General features: G+C 69.0%; 12 protein-coding genes and 1 pseudogene. 5 read left to right on the top strand and 8 right to left on the bottom strand.

Annotated elements, in window-relative coordinates; translation table 11 throughout:
• Window positions 1–105: 105 nt before the first annotated feature.
• Window positions 106–2,310, bottom strand: a complete 2,205-nt coding sequence (locus BMG523DRAFT_RS17585) for a protein kinase (protein WP_011435400.1) — start codon at window positions 2,308–2,310, stop codon at window positions 106–108.
• Between the two features lie 642 nt (window positions 2,311–2,952).
• Window positions 2,953–3,993: a nitroreductase family protein gene (locus tag BMG523DRAFT_RS17580; RefSeq protein ID WP_011435401.1), complete on the bottom strand. Its 1,041-nt coding sequence runs from the start codon at window positions 3,991–3,993 to the stop codon at window positions 2,953–2,955.
• Window positions 3,994–4,235: 242 nt separating this feature from the next.
• On the opposite strand from BMG523DRAFT_RS17580, the gene BMG523DRAFT_RS17575 reads away from it, so the two are divergent.
• The 3 genes from BMG523DRAFT_RS17575 to BMG523DRAFT_RS17565 all read left to right on the top strand — a co-directional run bounded on the left by BMG523DRAFT_RS17575 (window position 4,236) and on the right by BMG523DRAFT_RS17565 (window position 8,473).
• Window positions 4,236–4,895, top strand: a complete 660-nt coding sequence (locus tag BMG523DRAFT_RS17575; RefSeq protein ID WP_011435402.1) for a hypothetical protein — start codon at window positions 4,236–4,238, stop codon at window positions 4,893–4,895.
• An 88-nt stretch (window positions 4,896–4,983) separates the two neighbouring features.
• Window positions 4,984–5,553 (top strand): type 1 glutamine amidotransferase domain-containing protein, encoded by a 570-nt coding sequence (locus tag BMG523DRAFT_RS17570; RefSeq protein ID WP_011435403.1) that lies wholly within the window; start codon window positions 4,984–4,986, stop codon window positions 5,551–5,553.
• 430 nt (window positions 5,554–5,983) lie between these two features.
• Entirely contained in the window at window positions 5,984–8,473 is a 2,490-nt protein-coding gene (locus tag BMG523DRAFT_RS17565; protein ID WP_011435404.1) for an ATP-binding domain-containing protein, read from the top strand.
• A 73-nt stretch (window positions 8,474–8,546) separates the two neighbouring features.
• Here BMG523DRAFT_RS17565 and BMG523DRAFT_RS24730 read toward each other — a convergent pair whose 3' ends face one another.
• From BMG523DRAFT_RS24730 to BMG523DRAFT_RS17545, 5 genes and pseudogenes are all read right to left on the bottom strand, one after another.
• Window positions 8,547–9,077 carry an IS630 family transposase gene (locus BMG523DRAFT_RS24730; RefSeq protein WP_134351426.1) on the bottom strand — a complete coding sequence of 177 codons (531 nt, stop codon included), beginning with the start codon at window positions 9,075–9,077 and terminating at the stop codon, window positions 8,547–8,549.
• Between the two features lie 76 nt (window positions 9,078–9,153).
• A pseudogene (locus BMG523DRAFT_RS27455) lies at window positions 9,154–9,327 on the bottom strand (helix-turn-helix domain-containing protein); the annotation flags it as partial.
• Window positions 9,328–9,956: 629 nt separating this feature from the next.
• Window positions 9,957–10,274, bottom strand: coding sequence for a hypothetical protein (locus BMG523DRAFT_RS17555; RefSeq protein ID WP_043591673.1), 318 nt, complete (start codon window positions 10,272–10,274; stop codon window positions 9,957–9,959).
• An 869-nt stretch (window positions 10,275–11,143) separates the two neighbouring features.
• Window positions 11,144–11,626, bottom strand: coding sequence for a hypothetical protein (locus BMG523DRAFT_RS17550; RefSeq protein ID WP_043591671.1), 483 nt, complete (start codon window positions 11,624–11,626; stop codon window positions 11,144–11,146).
• 79 nt (window positions 11,627–11,705) lie between these two features.
• A complete protein-coding gene (locus tag BMG523DRAFT_RS17545) occupies window positions 11,706–12,335 on the bottom strand; it encodes an ATP-binding protein (RefSeq protein ID WP_043591669.1) in 630 nt (209 codons plus the stop codon).
• 341 nt (window positions 12,336–12,676) lie between these two features.
• On the opposite strand from BMG523DRAFT_RS17545, the gene BMG523DRAFT_RS17540 reads away from it, so the two are divergent.
• Window positions 12,677–13,555, top strand: a complete 879-nt coding sequence (locus BMG523DRAFT_RS17540) for a DUF5753 domain-containing protein (RefSeq protein WP_043591667.1) — start codon at window positions 12,677–12,679, stop codon at window positions 13,553–13,555.
• Window positions 13,539–13,748, top strand: coding sequence for a DUF397 domain-containing protein (locus BMG523DRAFT_RS17535; protein WP_043591665.1), 210 nt, complete (start codon window positions 13,539–13,541; stop codon window positions 13,746–13,748). The genes BMG523DRAFT_RS17540 and BMG523DRAFT_RS17535 overlap by 17 nt, the downstream gene beginning before the upstream one ends.
• A 162-nt stretch (window positions 13,749–13,910) precedes the next feature.
• On the opposite strand, the gene BMG523DRAFT_RS23445 is transcribed toward BMG523DRAFT_RS17535, so the two are convergent.
• Window positions 13,911–14,666 (bottom strand): radical SAM protein, encoded by a 756-nt coding sequence (locus BMG523DRAFT_RS23445; RefSeq protein ID WP_160323727.1) that lies wholly within the window; start codon window positions 14,664–14,666, stop codon window positions 13,911–13,913.
• Between the last annotated feature and the right edge of the window lie 265 nt (window positions 14,667–14,931).

Below are 14,931 nucleotides of genomic sequence, written 5' to 3'. Positions count from 1 at the left end.
TGCCGGGCTCGTCCGCGATCTGTGCATAACCGACTCCTCTCGCCGGCTTCCTTGCCTGTCCAGAGGCTTTTGTGCCTGATGTATCCCGCTGGATGGGCAAGGAGCTCAGCCGGCGTTCCAACGGGCGTGGCCGTTGAACCCGCCGGTAGTGGTGAGCTTGCGGTCACCATCGTTCAGATCGTCCGGATTCAGAACGTAGAGCTGCCGGTCATCGGGGTTCGTGGGATTGCGCTGCCCGCTGAAGGCGATGCGACCGTCCGGCGCGTAGGCCGGGTCCTGGTCGTCCCCGCGCACCCGGGTGAGCTGCCGGGCGTCGGTGCCGTCCGAGTTCATCTCGAAGATCTCCAGATCGCCGTTCTTCGCTCGGGTGAAAGCGATCTTTCTGCTGTCCGGGGACCAGACCGGGTCCGAGTCCCCGTTACCCTGATCCTGCGTGATCGGGGTCGGCTGGGCATCCGGTTGGGTCGGGATCACCACGATGAAGCCGCGGTTGCCACCGGTACTGTTCGACCAGTAGGCGATCCGCTCGCCATCCGGCGACCAGGCGGGGTCGGTCGCCTGTGGCTTCGCGTTGAGCCGTCGCACGCTCGAGCCGTCCAGTTTCACCACATACAGGCCGGGGTTCAGCGTTCCGGTCTGATCCGTGGTGGAACGGATGACCAGGAAGCCGCCGTCGGGGGAGAGCGAGGGCCGGGCGTCGTCCGCGATCGTCAGCTTGGCGGCCGGGCCCAAGGTGAACAGCTGTACCGGTTTCCCGGAGCCATCGGCGGCGATCGCCTGCAGCGTATTCGGGCTGCCCTTCTTGAAGTAGACGATCGTCTTGCGATCGCTGCTGATCGCGGGCAGCATCTCCTGGTCCGGACCGGTGACGATCGGCTTGTCGTTCGCGAGCGGCCCGTTGTCCGTGACCTGCCCGGTGAACAGGTCGTAGTTGCCGTTGCGGTTGGACGCGTAGACGAGGGTGTCCTTGCCAAGCGGCTGGGCCGCCCTGGGCAGCGTGAAGGCCGCCGATTGGGCCGATTGGGTCGATGTGGCCGGAGCCCCGGAGACGGTGGCCGGATTGGCCGCGTCGGTCCCGGAGCCGCCGTCACCACCCGCGCTGAGGGCGAATACTCCCGCGAGGATCGCGCCGACGACCACGACACCTCCACCGACGAGCAGCGGGGTGCGGTTCCTGCTCCTGCCCGTGCCGCCCTGCCGGCCGGGGCCATCGGCTCCACCGCCCCCGGGACCCCCGGGACCCCCGGCGCTGGCGGGTAGCCGGGTCGGGGCGTCCTGGTCGACGGTGTAACCGCTGCTGACGGGGGCCGCTGCCGGCGCGGGGAATCCGGCCCCGTGGGGCCCGGTGCTGCCTGTGGCAGGGGTGCCTGTGGCCGGGGCGCCTGGGCCGGGCACCGGCAGCTTCCAGCCCTGCAGGACGTTCGTGACGTCCTGCGGGTTGACGGCGGCGGCGGCGTCCGGGCCGGTGCCCGACGGGTCGCCGAGCAGGCGCAGCATGAGCTGCTGGGCGCTCGGGCGGGTACTCGGGTCCTTGCGCATCGCGTGCCAGACGATCGGGCGCAGCGCCGGGTCGACGTCGTCGAGTTGCGGTTCCTCGTGTAGGGCGCGGTAGAGCAGCACCTGCGCCGAGGCCTCACCGAAGGGGTAGTGCCCGGTGGCGGCGAAGGCGACGAGGCCACCCCATGCCCAGATGTCGACCGCCGAGGTGATCGGCCGGCTCTCGATCTGCTCCGGGGACATGAACGCCGGCGTCCCGAGCTGCTGGAGATCGCCGGTGAGGTTGCTGCCGGCGTCCACTGCCCGGGCGATACCGAAGTCGATCACCCGAGGGCCGAACGGTGAGAGGATGACGTTCGCGGGCTTGAGGTCGCGGTGCACGATCCCGGCGCTGTGGATGGCGGTGAGCGCCGCGGCCACGCCGACCGCGAGTTGTTCGAGGTTGGCATCGGCGAGCGGGCCGTTGCGCTGGACGTACCGGGCGAGGGTCTCGCCCTCGATGAACTCGGTGACCAGGTAGGGCCACTCGGCGTCCGGATCGGCGTCGAGCACCTCGGCGGTGCAGACCCGGGCGACTCGCCGGGCGGTCTCGGCCTCCAGCCGGAACCGGGCTCGGAACTCGGGGTTTCCGACGGCCTCGTTCCGGATCACCTTGATGGCGACGAGCCGGCCCTTCCCGGAGCGGCCCAGATAGACCATGCCCATTCCACCCTGGCCGAGTTTGCCCAGCAGCGTGTACGAGCCGAGCTCGTGGGGGTCGTCCGGGCCAAGGGGGGCGGATCGTGCCGCCACACCCGCATCCGATGACATCATCGACCTGTACCCCCACCCGCCGCGTGCCGACCGCGGCCTCGCCCGGGAACGCCGCGCAGGTCGCGGGCCCGCCGGTGGACGCGCACCGACTCTTGATCCATCATGGAATTTCCCGATCAACCATTACGGTCAACCGCTGGGAAAATCTTAGGCGAGAGTGACCGGGCACCGGGCCGTCGGGGCCCCGATAGCCCCCGCCACCTCGATGTCAATGCAGCGACAGGCATTCGGCACCCGCGTGGCTTCCGTCCTCCGGTCACGTCCTGCCACCTCGTCGGCCGGGGGCCGACCAGGGTACGGTCGGGATCTGACCGGGGCCGACCGGGGCTGGCCAAGGTCCGGGCGGGGGAGTCTCCCGGGAACGCCGCGTCGCGTCCCCGGGAACCCCCCGAGTCACGGCCGAGCCGTCGCGGACCTCGCGGCATCTCCGATTGCCGGTCGGTCCACCGGCGACCCGGTCTGGTCCCGATCAAAGCGGCTGGCGGCCCACGCAACCCCGTATCTGTGCGGCCTTCGCCAAATGTGTCAGGAAGGGACGCTGAACGGCTGAACGTGAACGGCTGAACGTGAACGGCTGACCGCGCACGGCCGGCCATGGGTGGTCAGCCGTGCACGGTCGGTCTCGAACGGAGCCGAACGGTGCTACGCCCGATCATTCGACCCGACGACCTCCAGGACCTCGTCAACGTCCCGGCGGGGAGTGGGGCCGAGCGGTTGCGCACCCGGCTCGGGATAGCCGGCCCGCAGGATCATCTGGACGTGCCCGAGACCGCTGGTGGTGCCGCGGAACTGCTCCCGCATGCCCTCGACGTCGATCGCCTGCGACATCGGCGACGAGGCGAGACCGAGCAAGGTGGCGGTGAGCAGCACACGTTGCATCGCCTGCCCGGCGCGCAGCCGGTCGGCGGTCGTGTCCGTATCGGTGCCGATGATCAGGATGCCGGGCCGTTCCACATCCGTCTCGTCCAGCACGGTCCCCGCCTCGCCGACCACGTCGAGGTCCCGCATCGGAAACTCGGACTGGCGCGGGGCGTCGGTGTGGACGACTGCGCTGCGCGGGATGCCGTCGGCCGACGTGGACCCCGTTCGACTCCACGAGGCCAGTTCCTCCCGGTAGGCCGCGTTGTGCGCCTCGATCCAGTCCGCCCGGGACAGCAGGACGCTGACCTGGACGCGCAGCTCCGGGTCGATCGGCGCGGTAAGCCAGCAGCCCTCCGCCTCGGCCGCGGCACGCAGGCGGCTGATTACCTCGGTCGGCAACGGCTGGTCGTCGAACGGCCGGCGATCGGTGTGCCGCCGCGGGATGGCATCGGCCAACGCCCGCTCGTCGTCCTCGGCAGGCTGATGGCCGATCACCGAGATGGTGGCGAGCGGAGCGGAGCGGAAGTCGTCAACGCCGTCGGGTAGCGGCTCCACCACGGGGACCTCGCCGCGGGCCCGCAGCGCCAGCCGGGCGTTGAACAGCGCCGCTCCGCAGCTCAACAGCATCTGCCGGCCCTCGGGATCGGCGACCTTGAGCTGGCGGGTGCTGTCGGCGAGAAGGGTGAGCCGGCCTGCCTCCAGGCGCCAGCGCCACGGCTGCGTGTTATGGATGGACGGCGCTGCGGCGGATGCGGCGACCACCTCCCGAGCCAGGTCGGGAGTCAGGGGAACCAGCGCGGACCGTGCTGCTTTGGTGGACATCTCAGCCTCCCTTCTCTCAAGTGTCTACCCCCAGCCTGCCCTCCCGACCGGGTAGAGGGCATGTGCCGAGGGGAACAGCCGGGGGTGGACCAACGGCCGGCAGGCGGAAGTCGGGCGTCGGGTAGCGAGGCGTCGGGTAGCGGGCCCGAGACACCGCCGCGGACGTGGTGGGTGGGTACCGCCCCGCCGGGGCGGCATGGCCGGGGCGGAGTGATGGCGGGTATCGCGGGTAGTCCCACTGCATGGCTGGAACCGACACAGAAGCGGTGCTCGCCGAACTGCTCGCCCGGCATGGGCGGACCTACGCCGACGAGATCGGCGCCGACGTGCCGGCTGACACCGCGGAGGCGATGTTCAAGATGATCGTCTTTGCCCTGCTCGCGAGCGCGCGGATCCGCACGTCGATCGCGGTCGCCGCCTGCCGTTCCCTGATGGACGCCGGCTGGACCGACGCCGCCGCCATGGCCGAGGCGACCTGGGAGGACCGTACCCGGGTGCTGAACAGCAGCGGGTACGCGCGCTACGACGAGAGCACCTCTCGGATGTTGGAGGCGGCCTGCCGTTCCCTGATGGACACCTACGACGGTGATGTCCGCCGGCTGCGGGATGCCGCCGAGCACTCCCCGGACCGGGAGCGAGAGCTGCTACAGAAGATAAAGGGGATCGGGCCGGTCGGTGCCGACATCTTCCTGCGCGAGGCGCAGGCCGGATGGGACGAGCTGGTGCCCTACCTCGACGAACGCACCCGGAGAACGGCCGGAGCGCTCGGGCTGCCGACCGACCCGGCGAGGCTCGCCGCGCTGGTTGGCCGGCAGGACTTCCCGCGGCTGGTCGCCGCGCTGGTGCGGGCGCGTCTCGAGCACGACGTCACCGACCTGCGGGAGGCGGCGAGCAGGCCCTGACGCCAGTCCGGTCCCGACCCCAACCGGCGAGGCAGCAGGCAGGCAGGAGTCAGATAGGCAGGCAGGAGTCAGGTAGGAGGACGTGTCGATGACGACGCACGACGACAGGATTCAACGCAAGATCGCGTTTCTGGTGGCGCCGGAGGGCGTCGAGCAGGTCGAACTCACCGAGCCGTGGAAGGCCATCGAGCAGGCCGGCCTGAGTCCGGTGCTGGTGTCGACGGAGGGAGGCAGGGTGCAGGCGTTCCGGCACCTGAACCCCGCGGACACCTTCCCGGTCGACATCACGGTCGCCGAGGCGGATCCCGCGGACTTCGACGCGCTGGTGCTGCCCGGCGGAGTCGCCAATCCGGACGAGCTGCGGTGGCAGCCGGGTGTTGTCGAGTTTGTCCGGTACTTCTTCGACGCCGGCCGCCCGGTGGCGTCGATCTGCCACGCTCCGTGGACCCTGATCGAGGCGGACGTGGTCCGCGGACGGCGGATCACGAGCTGGCCGAGCCTGCGCACCGATCTGCGCAACGCCGGGGCCGAGGTCGTGGACGAGCAGGTCGTCATCTGCCGGTCCGGGCCGAACACGCTGATCAGCAGCCGCAGGCCGGACGATCTGCCGGCCTTCGACAGCGCCCTGGTGGAGCATCTCACCTCGGTGGGCGTCTGATCACCTCGGTGGACGCCCCAGCTCGGGATGCCGTTCACCGTGGATGCGAAGGAACCGCCGGAAACGGCTCCTTCGCCCGGGCTGCTCGCTACCTCGGATCAGGTGGGTCGCTACCCCGCACCAGGTGGATCATTGCGGGGTATCCCGTCGCCGGACATCCGTAACCTGGAACAGCGATGATGCGGCATTCCGGCCGCCGTGCCGGATGGCGCGGGCCGGCTCGCCGGGGTCGCCGTGGTCGTTCGTGGACACGCCGTCGTTGTCGTGGACATGTCATTACCAGGGTGGGGTCACCAGAGCCGGGTCACCGGGCGGGTCGGAAGATCTGCGGGGGAGGGGCTGTTACTCTTCCTGGCTCACCTGACGGCGTTGGCTCGCAGCCCGGGAAGCCGCAATCCAAGAATCCGACCGCGACCGGGAGGGAGAGCCGGTGCCGACCACGCAGGACGTCGAGCGCGCCCGTGAACAGGCGTACCTGGACACGCTGTACATCCGGTTGGACGAGGTCCGCGAGATCACCCGTGGGCAGCTGCGCCGGGTCCTGCTGGAAAGTGGCACGGGCACCCCCCAATCACTCGTGGAACGGGACGTGTTCGCGGCGACCCACGCCGACCGGCTCGCCCGCCTCGACGCCGCCGAAGGGCGGCTGTGTTTCGGCGCGATGGACTACGCCGACGGGCGCCGGACGTACATCGGCCGGATCGGCCTGTCCGACAGCGGGCAGGAACCGATCCTGGTGGACTGGCGGGCCCCGGTGGCCACCGCCTTCTACCGGGCGACGCTGGCCGATCCGCATGGTCTGGTGCGCCGGCGTCATCTGCGGACCAAGGGCCGGGAGGTCACCGGCATCGCCGACGACCCGTTGAGCCTGCCGGTCGACATGGCCACCGGCACCGGTAGCGGCACGGCCACGGGCAAGTCCGGCGGGGTGACGGCGTCCGGCGACACGATGCTGCTCGAGGCGCTGGCAGCGCCCAGGACCGGGCGCATGCACGACATCATCGCCACGCTGCAGGCCGAGCAGGACCGTATCATCCGGGCGCGGGCGAACGGCGTGCTCGTTGTCGACGGCGGACCGGGGACCGGTAAGACCGCGGTGGCGCTGCACCGTGCCGCCTATCTGCTCTACAACGACCGGGCTCGGCTCGACCAGTCCGGCGTGCTGGTCGTGGGGCCGAGTCCGGTGTTCCTGCGCTACATCGACCAGGTGCTGCCCTCCCTCGGGGAGACCGGGGTGATCTTCGCCACGCCGGGACGGCTCTTTCCCGGGGTCGACGCGCACGGCGTCGAGGACGTCGCGACCGCGGCGCTCAAGGGTGATCCGAGGATGGTCGAGGTCATCGCCGCCGCCGTCAGGGACCGGCAGCGGCTGCCGCGGCGAGAGGTGCTCATCCCCTACGACGATCGCATGCTGCGCCTCGGTCGCGACACGGTCGCGCGGGCCCGCACCCGGGCGCGGCGCAGCCGCCGCCCGCACAACTCGGCCCGTCGGATCTTCCTGCGCGAGCTGTTGGCTGAGCTGACCACCCAGGTGGTGAACCAGATCCCGGGCGGGCTGCTCGACGCCGACGAACGTGGCCAGATCACCCGGGACCTGTGGTCGGAGGAGGGGGTCCGTACGGCGCTCGACGGCCTCTGGCCGCTGCTGACCCCCCAGCGGCTCCTCGGGGAGCTCTTCGCCGATCCGGCGGCCCTGGCGCGCGCGGCGGGTAGCCGGCTCACCCCGGCGGAACGATCCCTGCTCGAGGACCGGCGGACGGCCGCGGCGTCCGCCCGGATCCCGGTGCAGCGCGACGGCGCGGGTACGGCGGGTACAGCGGCCGTCGATCGGGCCGATCGGGCGTGGACTCCGGCCGATGTGCCGCTGCTCGACGAGGCCGCCGAGCTGCTCGGCGACCCGGACGAGGAGACCGGCCGCGAGACCGCCCGCCGTGCCGAGCGGGAACGCGAGGAGGAGCGCGAGTACGCCCGGGGCGTGGTGGACATGCTCGGACTCGAGGGGCAGGTCGACGCCGAGGCGCTCGCCGAGCGGTGGAGCGGGCCGCGGGCGCGGCGCAGTGCCGCCGACCATGCCCGCGAGGACCGTACCTGGACCTTCGGTCACCTGATCGTCGACGAGGCCCAGGAGGTCTCGCCGATGTTGTGGCGGCTGCTGTGGCGGCGCTGCCCGGGACGCACGGCGACCCTCGTCGGTGACCTGGCCCAGACCGCCCGGCCGGGCGCGCCGGCGTCCTGGGGGGAGCTGCTGGGGCCCGCGGTCGGCGACCGGTTCACGGTCGAGCGGCTCAGCGTCAACTACCGCACACCTCAGGAGATCATGGATGTCGCCGCCGACGTCCTGCGGGCGCAGGACCCGACGGTCTCCGTTCCCCTCTCGGTGCGTTCGGTGGGCTGTGCCCCGACGGCGGTGCGCGTGGGCGACGTGACGGCCGACGAAGTCTCGGGCCTCGTCGGTCTGCTCGGGACTGGTCTGCTCGAGACTGGTCCGCTGGAGGACAGGCGGACCGTCGCCCAGGCGCATCCCGGGGACCTCGTCGCCGCCGTGGTGTACGCGGCGAGCCGGGCCGCGAGCGAGGTCGGTGACGGGCGGGTCGCCGTGATCTGCCGCCCGCAGGACATCCCGGGGTTGCGCGGCGCCCTCATGGCAGCCCTCCCGGATTTGGCGGTCGCGGCGGACTCCGTCGACCCCGCCAGCGCCGTCGGCAATGCTCTCGACGCGCCGGTGGCGGTGCTGAGCGTGGCGGAGAGCAAGGGTCTCGAGTTCGACGCGGTGGTGCTGGTGGAACCGGCCGCGCTGCTGGCCGGGCCGACCCGGGGGCTTGCCGACCTCTACGTCGCGCTGACCCGGGCCACCCGTTTCCTGACCGTGGTGTATTCCGGCGAGCTTCCGCCGGTGCTGGGCCGGCTTGCCCCGCGGTGACGTGCCCGCCTGCGGACGGGTTCCGGATCCGTCCGCAGGTAACAGCTGGCGGAGCATGATTCTGATTCCTTTGTCAGCCGTTGTTGGCAACCAACTTCTTGATGTTGGTCTCGACGAGTTCGACCTTGGCCAGAATCTCCCCGGCTGTCGCGGTCCAGACGAACGGCTCCGCAGTGGAGTTCCAGTGCTCGATGTAGTCCCGGATCTGTTTGATCAGCACCTTGACCGAGCTGAAGGTGCCCCGCCGGATCGGCTGCTTGGTGATGATACCGAACCAGTTCTCGATCTGATTGATCCACGACGATCCTTTGGGAGTGAAGTGGAACGTGATTCTGGGGTTCTCCTCGAGCCACTTCATCGCGTCGGGCGTCGTGTGTGTGGAGAGATTGTCGAGGATGATGTGGATCTCTTTGTCTCTGTGAGGATCAACGGCTTTCTTGATGAACTTCAGGAAGTCGTCGCCCGTGCGGGTGGGGTAGCATTCACCGAAAACCTTGCCCGTGCCCACATCGAGGGCCGCGAGCAGGTTGGTGGTGCCATGGCGGACATAGTCGTGGGTTCGCTTCTCGGTGGCGACGAAGTGCCAGGAGGCCGAGACTCCGATGGTGCGGGTGACGTACTTCCGCCATCTGTCGGGACGACCAGTGCCTCAGGCCCGTCTCCACCGGTGGAGTAGAGCGTGTGAGAGCGAGGACACGGCTGCGGATGTTCGCGGGGATCTGCTCTCGCGGTGCGGCGCGTGAACGGTCAAGGAGCCCGGCGCTTCCCTCGGATCCGTACCGCGAGATCCACAGGTTTACAGTCGGCAGCGAGACGCCGGCAAGTCTGACTATTTCCTCTTGATTCGGGCACATCACCTGAGCTGGTGACTTCTGACTCGCTGTCGGTCATCGTTTGATGATAGCTACAGTAGTGTCCTGAATCCTTAGTTCACGTGTAGATCGTATACTGCGGTTATGTCTGGGCCGCGTGCTGTGGAGATCGTGCTGACCGACGAGGAGCTGGAGGCGCTGACTGGCTGGGTCCGGGCGTCCGAAGACGGCGCAGGCGTCGCGGTCGCGGATCGTGCTGGCGTGCGCGGAGAGCGGGACGAACGGGCAGGTCGGGGCGTCGGTGGGGACGATGGCGAAGTGGCGGAACCGGTTCGCCGTCGACCGGTTGGAAGGGCTGACCGACGAGCCGCGGCCGGAGGTCGCTCTCCCGTGCCGCCGGCCCCGGCCGGCCTCGTCGGGGGCGGCAGTGTCTCCGTACGGTGGCCGGCGCACTGCGTCCGAGCCTTGGGTGTGTGCAACGTGGGGACGGACACGGGAGCAGCCTGATCACCAAAACATGCTGGTCAGAGACCTGGATATACGCCAACCCGATTGGTACCACCCCTTGGTTACACATGGCAAGTCGTACTCGCATGTCGGCCGTGAGCGCCGATGGGCGCGCATGGCGGTGTTCTGGGCGCGTAGGCGACGGCGGTCCCTTGCTCGGGAGGTTAGGCGGCGGGTGGTCGCCGGACGAGCACGCCCGCGATGAGGGCGGCGACCGCTGGCGGGACGGGCGGGGCCTCGGCGAGCGTTTCGGCCATCCAGCGCGCTACCGCGTCGGCGTCATCGCTGTCCGACTCGGCATCGTGGGCGTCCCGGGTGCTGGCCGTCGAGCGGAGCGTCGGTCCGCCGGCGCCCGGCACCGCCGTGGCGTCGTCCCTGTCGGTGTCCGCCGTATCGGTCTGGGGCGGCCCGTCGCCTGTCTGCGCTGGCTTGTCGTGCGAGTCGGCGGAGGCAGGACGGCGGAGACGGGACGGATCGACCACGGCACCTCACAGAACGGGCGGGGGAATTCGGTGAATAAACGCTAACCGCACTATCCGCTTTCGCCAAGTGCGCGCGTTACGCCCGCCGCCCCCGCCCGGGACCATGATTAGATAGGATGCCAGTAGAGGCATTAAAGTCTTGGCCCACTTGGGTACGGGTCAGATGCCCGCTGAGCTGCGCTGATGCGCCATCCCGGGTGTACCCACTAAGCGGGTACACCGTTGGGGCCTCCGTTGGGGCCGCGGACGGGGCATCGGTTGGGACATCCGGCAATTGGGGCATTTCATCTCAAAGCGCCCTCGCGTCTGTGAGCGAGATCACAGCAAAGAGGGGTTCCCTGCGGGCCTGCTGGCGTCCACGCTAGACGCCGCTGTCAGGAAGGTCCGACAGCTACGGTTGTCGCTCGCCGTAAAGCGCGCGAGCTGTCGTCGCTACCGGAGAACGGTACGGAAAGGGACCACATCACGCATCCGCGGCCCGCTCTTAAACTTTGAACAGTACCCGTTGGGTATTTCAGTCGCGGAGTGCTTGGGTGGGTGTGGAAGGGGCTGTGACCTGCGCCAGTACGGCATCGCAGACCCACCCGTCTTTACGGGTGGTCCGGTGGGCGGGCCGATAGGGGGTCCGGTGGGCGGACCGGCGGGAAGTCGGACAATTCTGACAAAACAAAATGTAGCGGACCTACGGGCGTCTGCGGGTCCACGGATGCCCAGCGGCCGGGGCCATGGCCGTCCAGATGTGAACACGTGACCTGTAGGGGTACGAGTCGGGCTGGCCTTGGGCAACCCTAGCGGAACCGGTGGCCTGCGCCAGCGGCGCTCTGCCGGGTAGCCGCTCAAACAGGAGATCGGCACGGCGACCGGTACGGCTACCCGATCGGCAGGGGGTATGCCGACACAGCGAGGCGCCCGGACGACGCCAGCGCGTCCGGCCGCGCCCTCGGCATCCGGGGCATCGCGGTTGGTTCCCGGCGGCGGCAGCGGGGGCAGGTGGCCGGTTGGCGCACGCACGTCATGGCGTCGATCACCAGCCGGTCCGCCGGCCGCATCCGCACGCGGTCGGAGGCGTCCACCAGCCGGTGAACGTCGGTGCCGTACGCGGTCGCCAGCAGCGCGAGAATCTGCGGGGTGAGCCTTCGCCGCGCGGACGTNTCCGGCCAATGCTCCAGTTCACACAAATAGGGACCGGTGATGGAAGCCCTGCCGTCCGGGTCAAGGCCGAGACGGGCCGCTTGCCGGTTGATATGGTCGGCGGCTTGTAGCTGCGTCCATCCGTGCGCGTGACGGAAAGCGGCGCGGGGACGGAGCCGATAACGTCGGATGAACTCATCTGCAATCTCGGTCTGGGTCATTCCCGCGTGCAACAGGTGGACCCGTAGCGCATTCTGTTCCGCTCTTCCACCAGCTCGCCCCATGTTCCCCCTTTCCCGGTCAGGTTGCGATGCGTCGAGCCGTGTGTGCGATGGCTTCGAGCGAGCGTCGGCCGGAGGGGGTCCGGTGCCACGGGTCCAGCGCGCGCAGCGCGTCAGCGACCCGCCGCAGGGTCTCCGGGTCGGTGCGGTAGACGACCGGCGCCGTGGGCTCCGGCCCGACCCTCGGTCGCCGCGTCGGCATCGGCGTAGCGGCCTGCGTCGGCGGCGGCGTGGCTTGCAAACCACCGGGGATCTCGGCCCAGACAACTTTTCCGCCGGTCTTTACTCTCCACCACGACCATCGGCGCGACAGCGCGTCGACCATCAGCAGGCCACGTCCGTCCTCACTGAACACGTCCGGGCTTTCGATACGGGGAGCGGTGTCGTTCCCGTCCCACACTTCGACAAGGACGTTCCCGCCTGTGGCGGTAAGCCGTATGGCCACCACGTCTTCCGGGCGGCTCGCTTTCACCGCATTCGAGGCCAATTCACACACGACGAGTTCGGCACTGCTGACGGCGTCCGGGTCCACCGACCATTCCGTGAGCGTGCGGACTGTGCTCGTGCGCACCTCGGGGACAGCGGCGGCTGTCGGAGGGAAGTGCGCCACGGCCACCCGGACCACCGGCGACGGCTCGGCCGCTGTCATGCCGAGCCCCTGATCATGTCTGGCCGGTGTCCGGTCGATATGGCACACAAGATCATCCCCGCCCGTCGTCGCTGGCCTGGCGCTGTCCCCGCCGGGCCTTGCCTTGCGGCGGTACGTCCGGCGGGGACAGCGGACTGTGCGGGGGACAGCCCGCGTCGTGGTGCGGCCTGCGTGACCTGATCTGCACGGATCGTCCCCTGCCAGGGCATCATGACCCTGTGCACTTCCGGATGCAAGTACGCTCGGAAGTACATTTGAACTTGTTGTGGTCCCTGTGGCCAGGGAGGGACGCGACGGTGCCAGACTGTGACGTCACCTGGTCAACATGCAGTGGAGGGGACGTGGCAGCACGATCGGGGCCAACGGTCCGACGACGCCGACTCGGCCTCGAACTACGGCAACTGCGCGAAGCGGCCGGTCTGACCGCAGCGGAAGCGGCGAAGGCCATCCGCGGTTCCGAGGCCAAGATCAGTCGGATGGAGAACGGACTCGTCTCGTTCCGCGCGATCGACGTCAGCGATCTCCTGCACGCCTACGGCATCACCGACGAGGCCCGCCGAGAGGCGATCCTCGCGCTGGCCAAGGAGACCCGACAGCCCGGCTGGTGGCACACCTACGGCGACGTCGTGCCGCGCTGGTTCGAGGTCTACGTAGGGCTCGAAGCCGAAGCGAGCTACATCGCGACGTTCGAGGTACTGCTCGTCCCCGGCCTGCTCCAGACCGCCGATTACGCCTGCGCGGTGATGCAGGCCGCGACGCCACAGGTCAGCGACGCGGAGATCGATCGCGCCGTCGAACTCCGGCTTGGCCGTCAGAAGGTACTGACCGCCGACCCGCCGCCGCAGCTCTGGGTGATCCTCGACGAAGCTGCTGTCCGCCGCACGGTGGGCGGACCGGACGTCATGCGCGCCCAGCTCGTCCACCTGATCGACATCTCCCGCCGTCCCGGTATCACGATTCAGGTGCTTCCATTCCGCTTGGGCGCTCACGCGGGCATGGGCGGCTCGTTCGTGCTGCTGGGCTTCCCGGACGGCGACAACGCACCGGAGATCGTCTACATCGACCAGGCAACCGGAAGCCTCTACCTTGACCGGCCCGGAGACGTCAGCCAGTACCGAGAGCGGATGGATAGGCTCCGGGCATCCGCCTACGATGAGAACGCATCGCGACGTGTGATCGCAGACGCGATGGAAGGTACCGACGATGAGCACGCTACGTGACAGCCAGCTTCACTGGCGCAAGAGCAGCTACAGCAACGGCAACGGCGGCAACTGCGTCGAAGTTGCCGACCTCCCCGACGGCGGCCGAGCCGTCCGGGACTCCAAGGACCGTAGCGGCCCGACCCTCGTCTTCACCGCCGCCGAGTGGGCCGCGTTCGTCGCGGGCGTCCGCGACGGCGAGTTCGACCACTGACACAGGACCGGCGACCACCGGTACTGGGCGTGCGGGCGTCGCTGGGCGGGGGGCACCCCCGCCCAGCGACGCCCGCTTGCTATGATCGCCGAGCGGGCACGATCAGCCGTGGCGACGTCATGGTGTGATACGGCTTTCCTTGCGCCGTCCGGAATTCGGCAGTCAGTCTCGGGGAAGGCGTTCGATCAGGTTCGCATCCCTGATGTTGCCATGGACGATCCGTTCCGCGTTCCCGTCCGCGTGGTTCCATTCCACGTCATTGTTCTGTAGTGGACTCCACACGGTCCCACTCCCATCGATCAGCAGGTACCCGTTCTTGCGGAACGTGTTGGACTTCACCGTGACCGATATGTTCGGGAGCAGCTCCTGAAGGCCCTTGACCGCTTGGTCGAATTCCCCATCCTCGATCTCGAAATAGCGGCGGTTTCTACTGCCGAGAGGGCCACTCGGCATGAACTGGAATAGCTGCCACTGTCGTATTCCGCCGAAGTTTGCCAGGGTCTCCGCAATGACTCCAAGGCAGCCGATGTTGTGCTTGTGGACGACTGTATTTACCCCGATCCGGGCTCCCGCAGATTCAAGAAGCGACAGGCATTCGACCTGGTCGGCAGCCGATCCGAACCTGCGAAACGAAGCGATCGTGTCATCGACGCCATCCAAGGGGATACCGACGAGGTCTACCAGTCGCGCGACAGCCTCCGGCTCGATCCTGGGTACCGTTCCGTTGCCCATGAAACGGATTCTTGCATCTCGCAGGAAAGCCGTCCCCACCGTGTCGAGATGAATGCGAAGGTCCAGTTCTCGAAGCCCTCGGAGCAGATCGATAACATCGGGCCTGGTAAGGGGATCGCCGCCGCCGACCGTGACCTTGCGAACACCGAGTTCAGCGTGGAGTCGCCGGAAAAAATTTAGGATCACCCCGGTCTCGACCAGATCCCGAGCGAGTAAGAGTTCGGTGATGGCGTGGGTGGGCGGGCCGAAGGCCCGGCCGGTGTTGCCGGTCGGGTGGTTTTCGGCTTGTGGGTGGGGTTAGGGCTCGGGCCCGTCGGGTGGGCCGTCCTGGGGTGGGTCGGTGCTGGGAGGGCTGCCGGTCTGGGTGGTGGTCTGCCAGGTGAGGAAGGGTTCGAGGGCGGGGCCGGCGGGTGCTTTCCCGCCGGCTGTGGCGCAGGCGTTCAGGTAGCCG

Origin of the sequence: Frankia sp. BMG5.23 (assembly GCF_000685765.2) — a bacterium.
GTDB classification, from domain to species: domain Bacteria; phylum Actinomycetota; class Actinomycetes; order Frankiales; family Frankiaceae; genus Frankia; species Frankia casuarinae.
The sequence above is the reverse complement of the archived record's forward strand: the minus strand, read 5'-3'. Positions and strand labels throughout refer to the sequence as shown.

What these genes read in the sequence shown, in the direction of transcription:
- BMG523DRAFT_RS17585 (WP_011435400.1), bottom strand. Translation starts at nt 2,310, where the DNA reads ATGATGTCATCGGATGCGGGTGTGGCGGCACGATCCGCCCCCCTTGGC.
- BMG523DRAFT_RS17580 (WP_011435401.1), bottom strand. Translation starts at nt 3,993, where the DNA reads ATGTCCACCAAAGCAGCACGGTCCGCGCTGGTTCCCCTGACTCCCGAC.
- BMG523DRAFT_RS17575 (WP_011435402.1), top strand. Translation starts at nt 4,236, where the DNA reads ATGGCTGGAACCGACACAGAAGCGGTGCTCGCCGAACTGCTCGCCCGG.
- BMG523DRAFT_RS17570 (WP_011435403.1), top strand. Translation starts at nt 4,984, where the DNA reads ATGACGACGCACGACGACAGGATTCAACGCAAGATCGCGTTTCTGGTG.
- BMG523DRAFT_RS17545 (WP_043591669.1), bottom strand. Translation starts at nt 12,335, where the DNA reads ATGACAGCGGCCGAGCCGTCGCCGGTGGTCCGGGTGGCCGTGGCGCAC.
- BMG523DRAFT_RS17535 (WP_043591665.1), top strand. Translation starts at nt 13,539, where the DNA reads ATGAGCACGCTACGTGACAGCCAGCTTCACTGGCGCAAGAGCAGCTAC.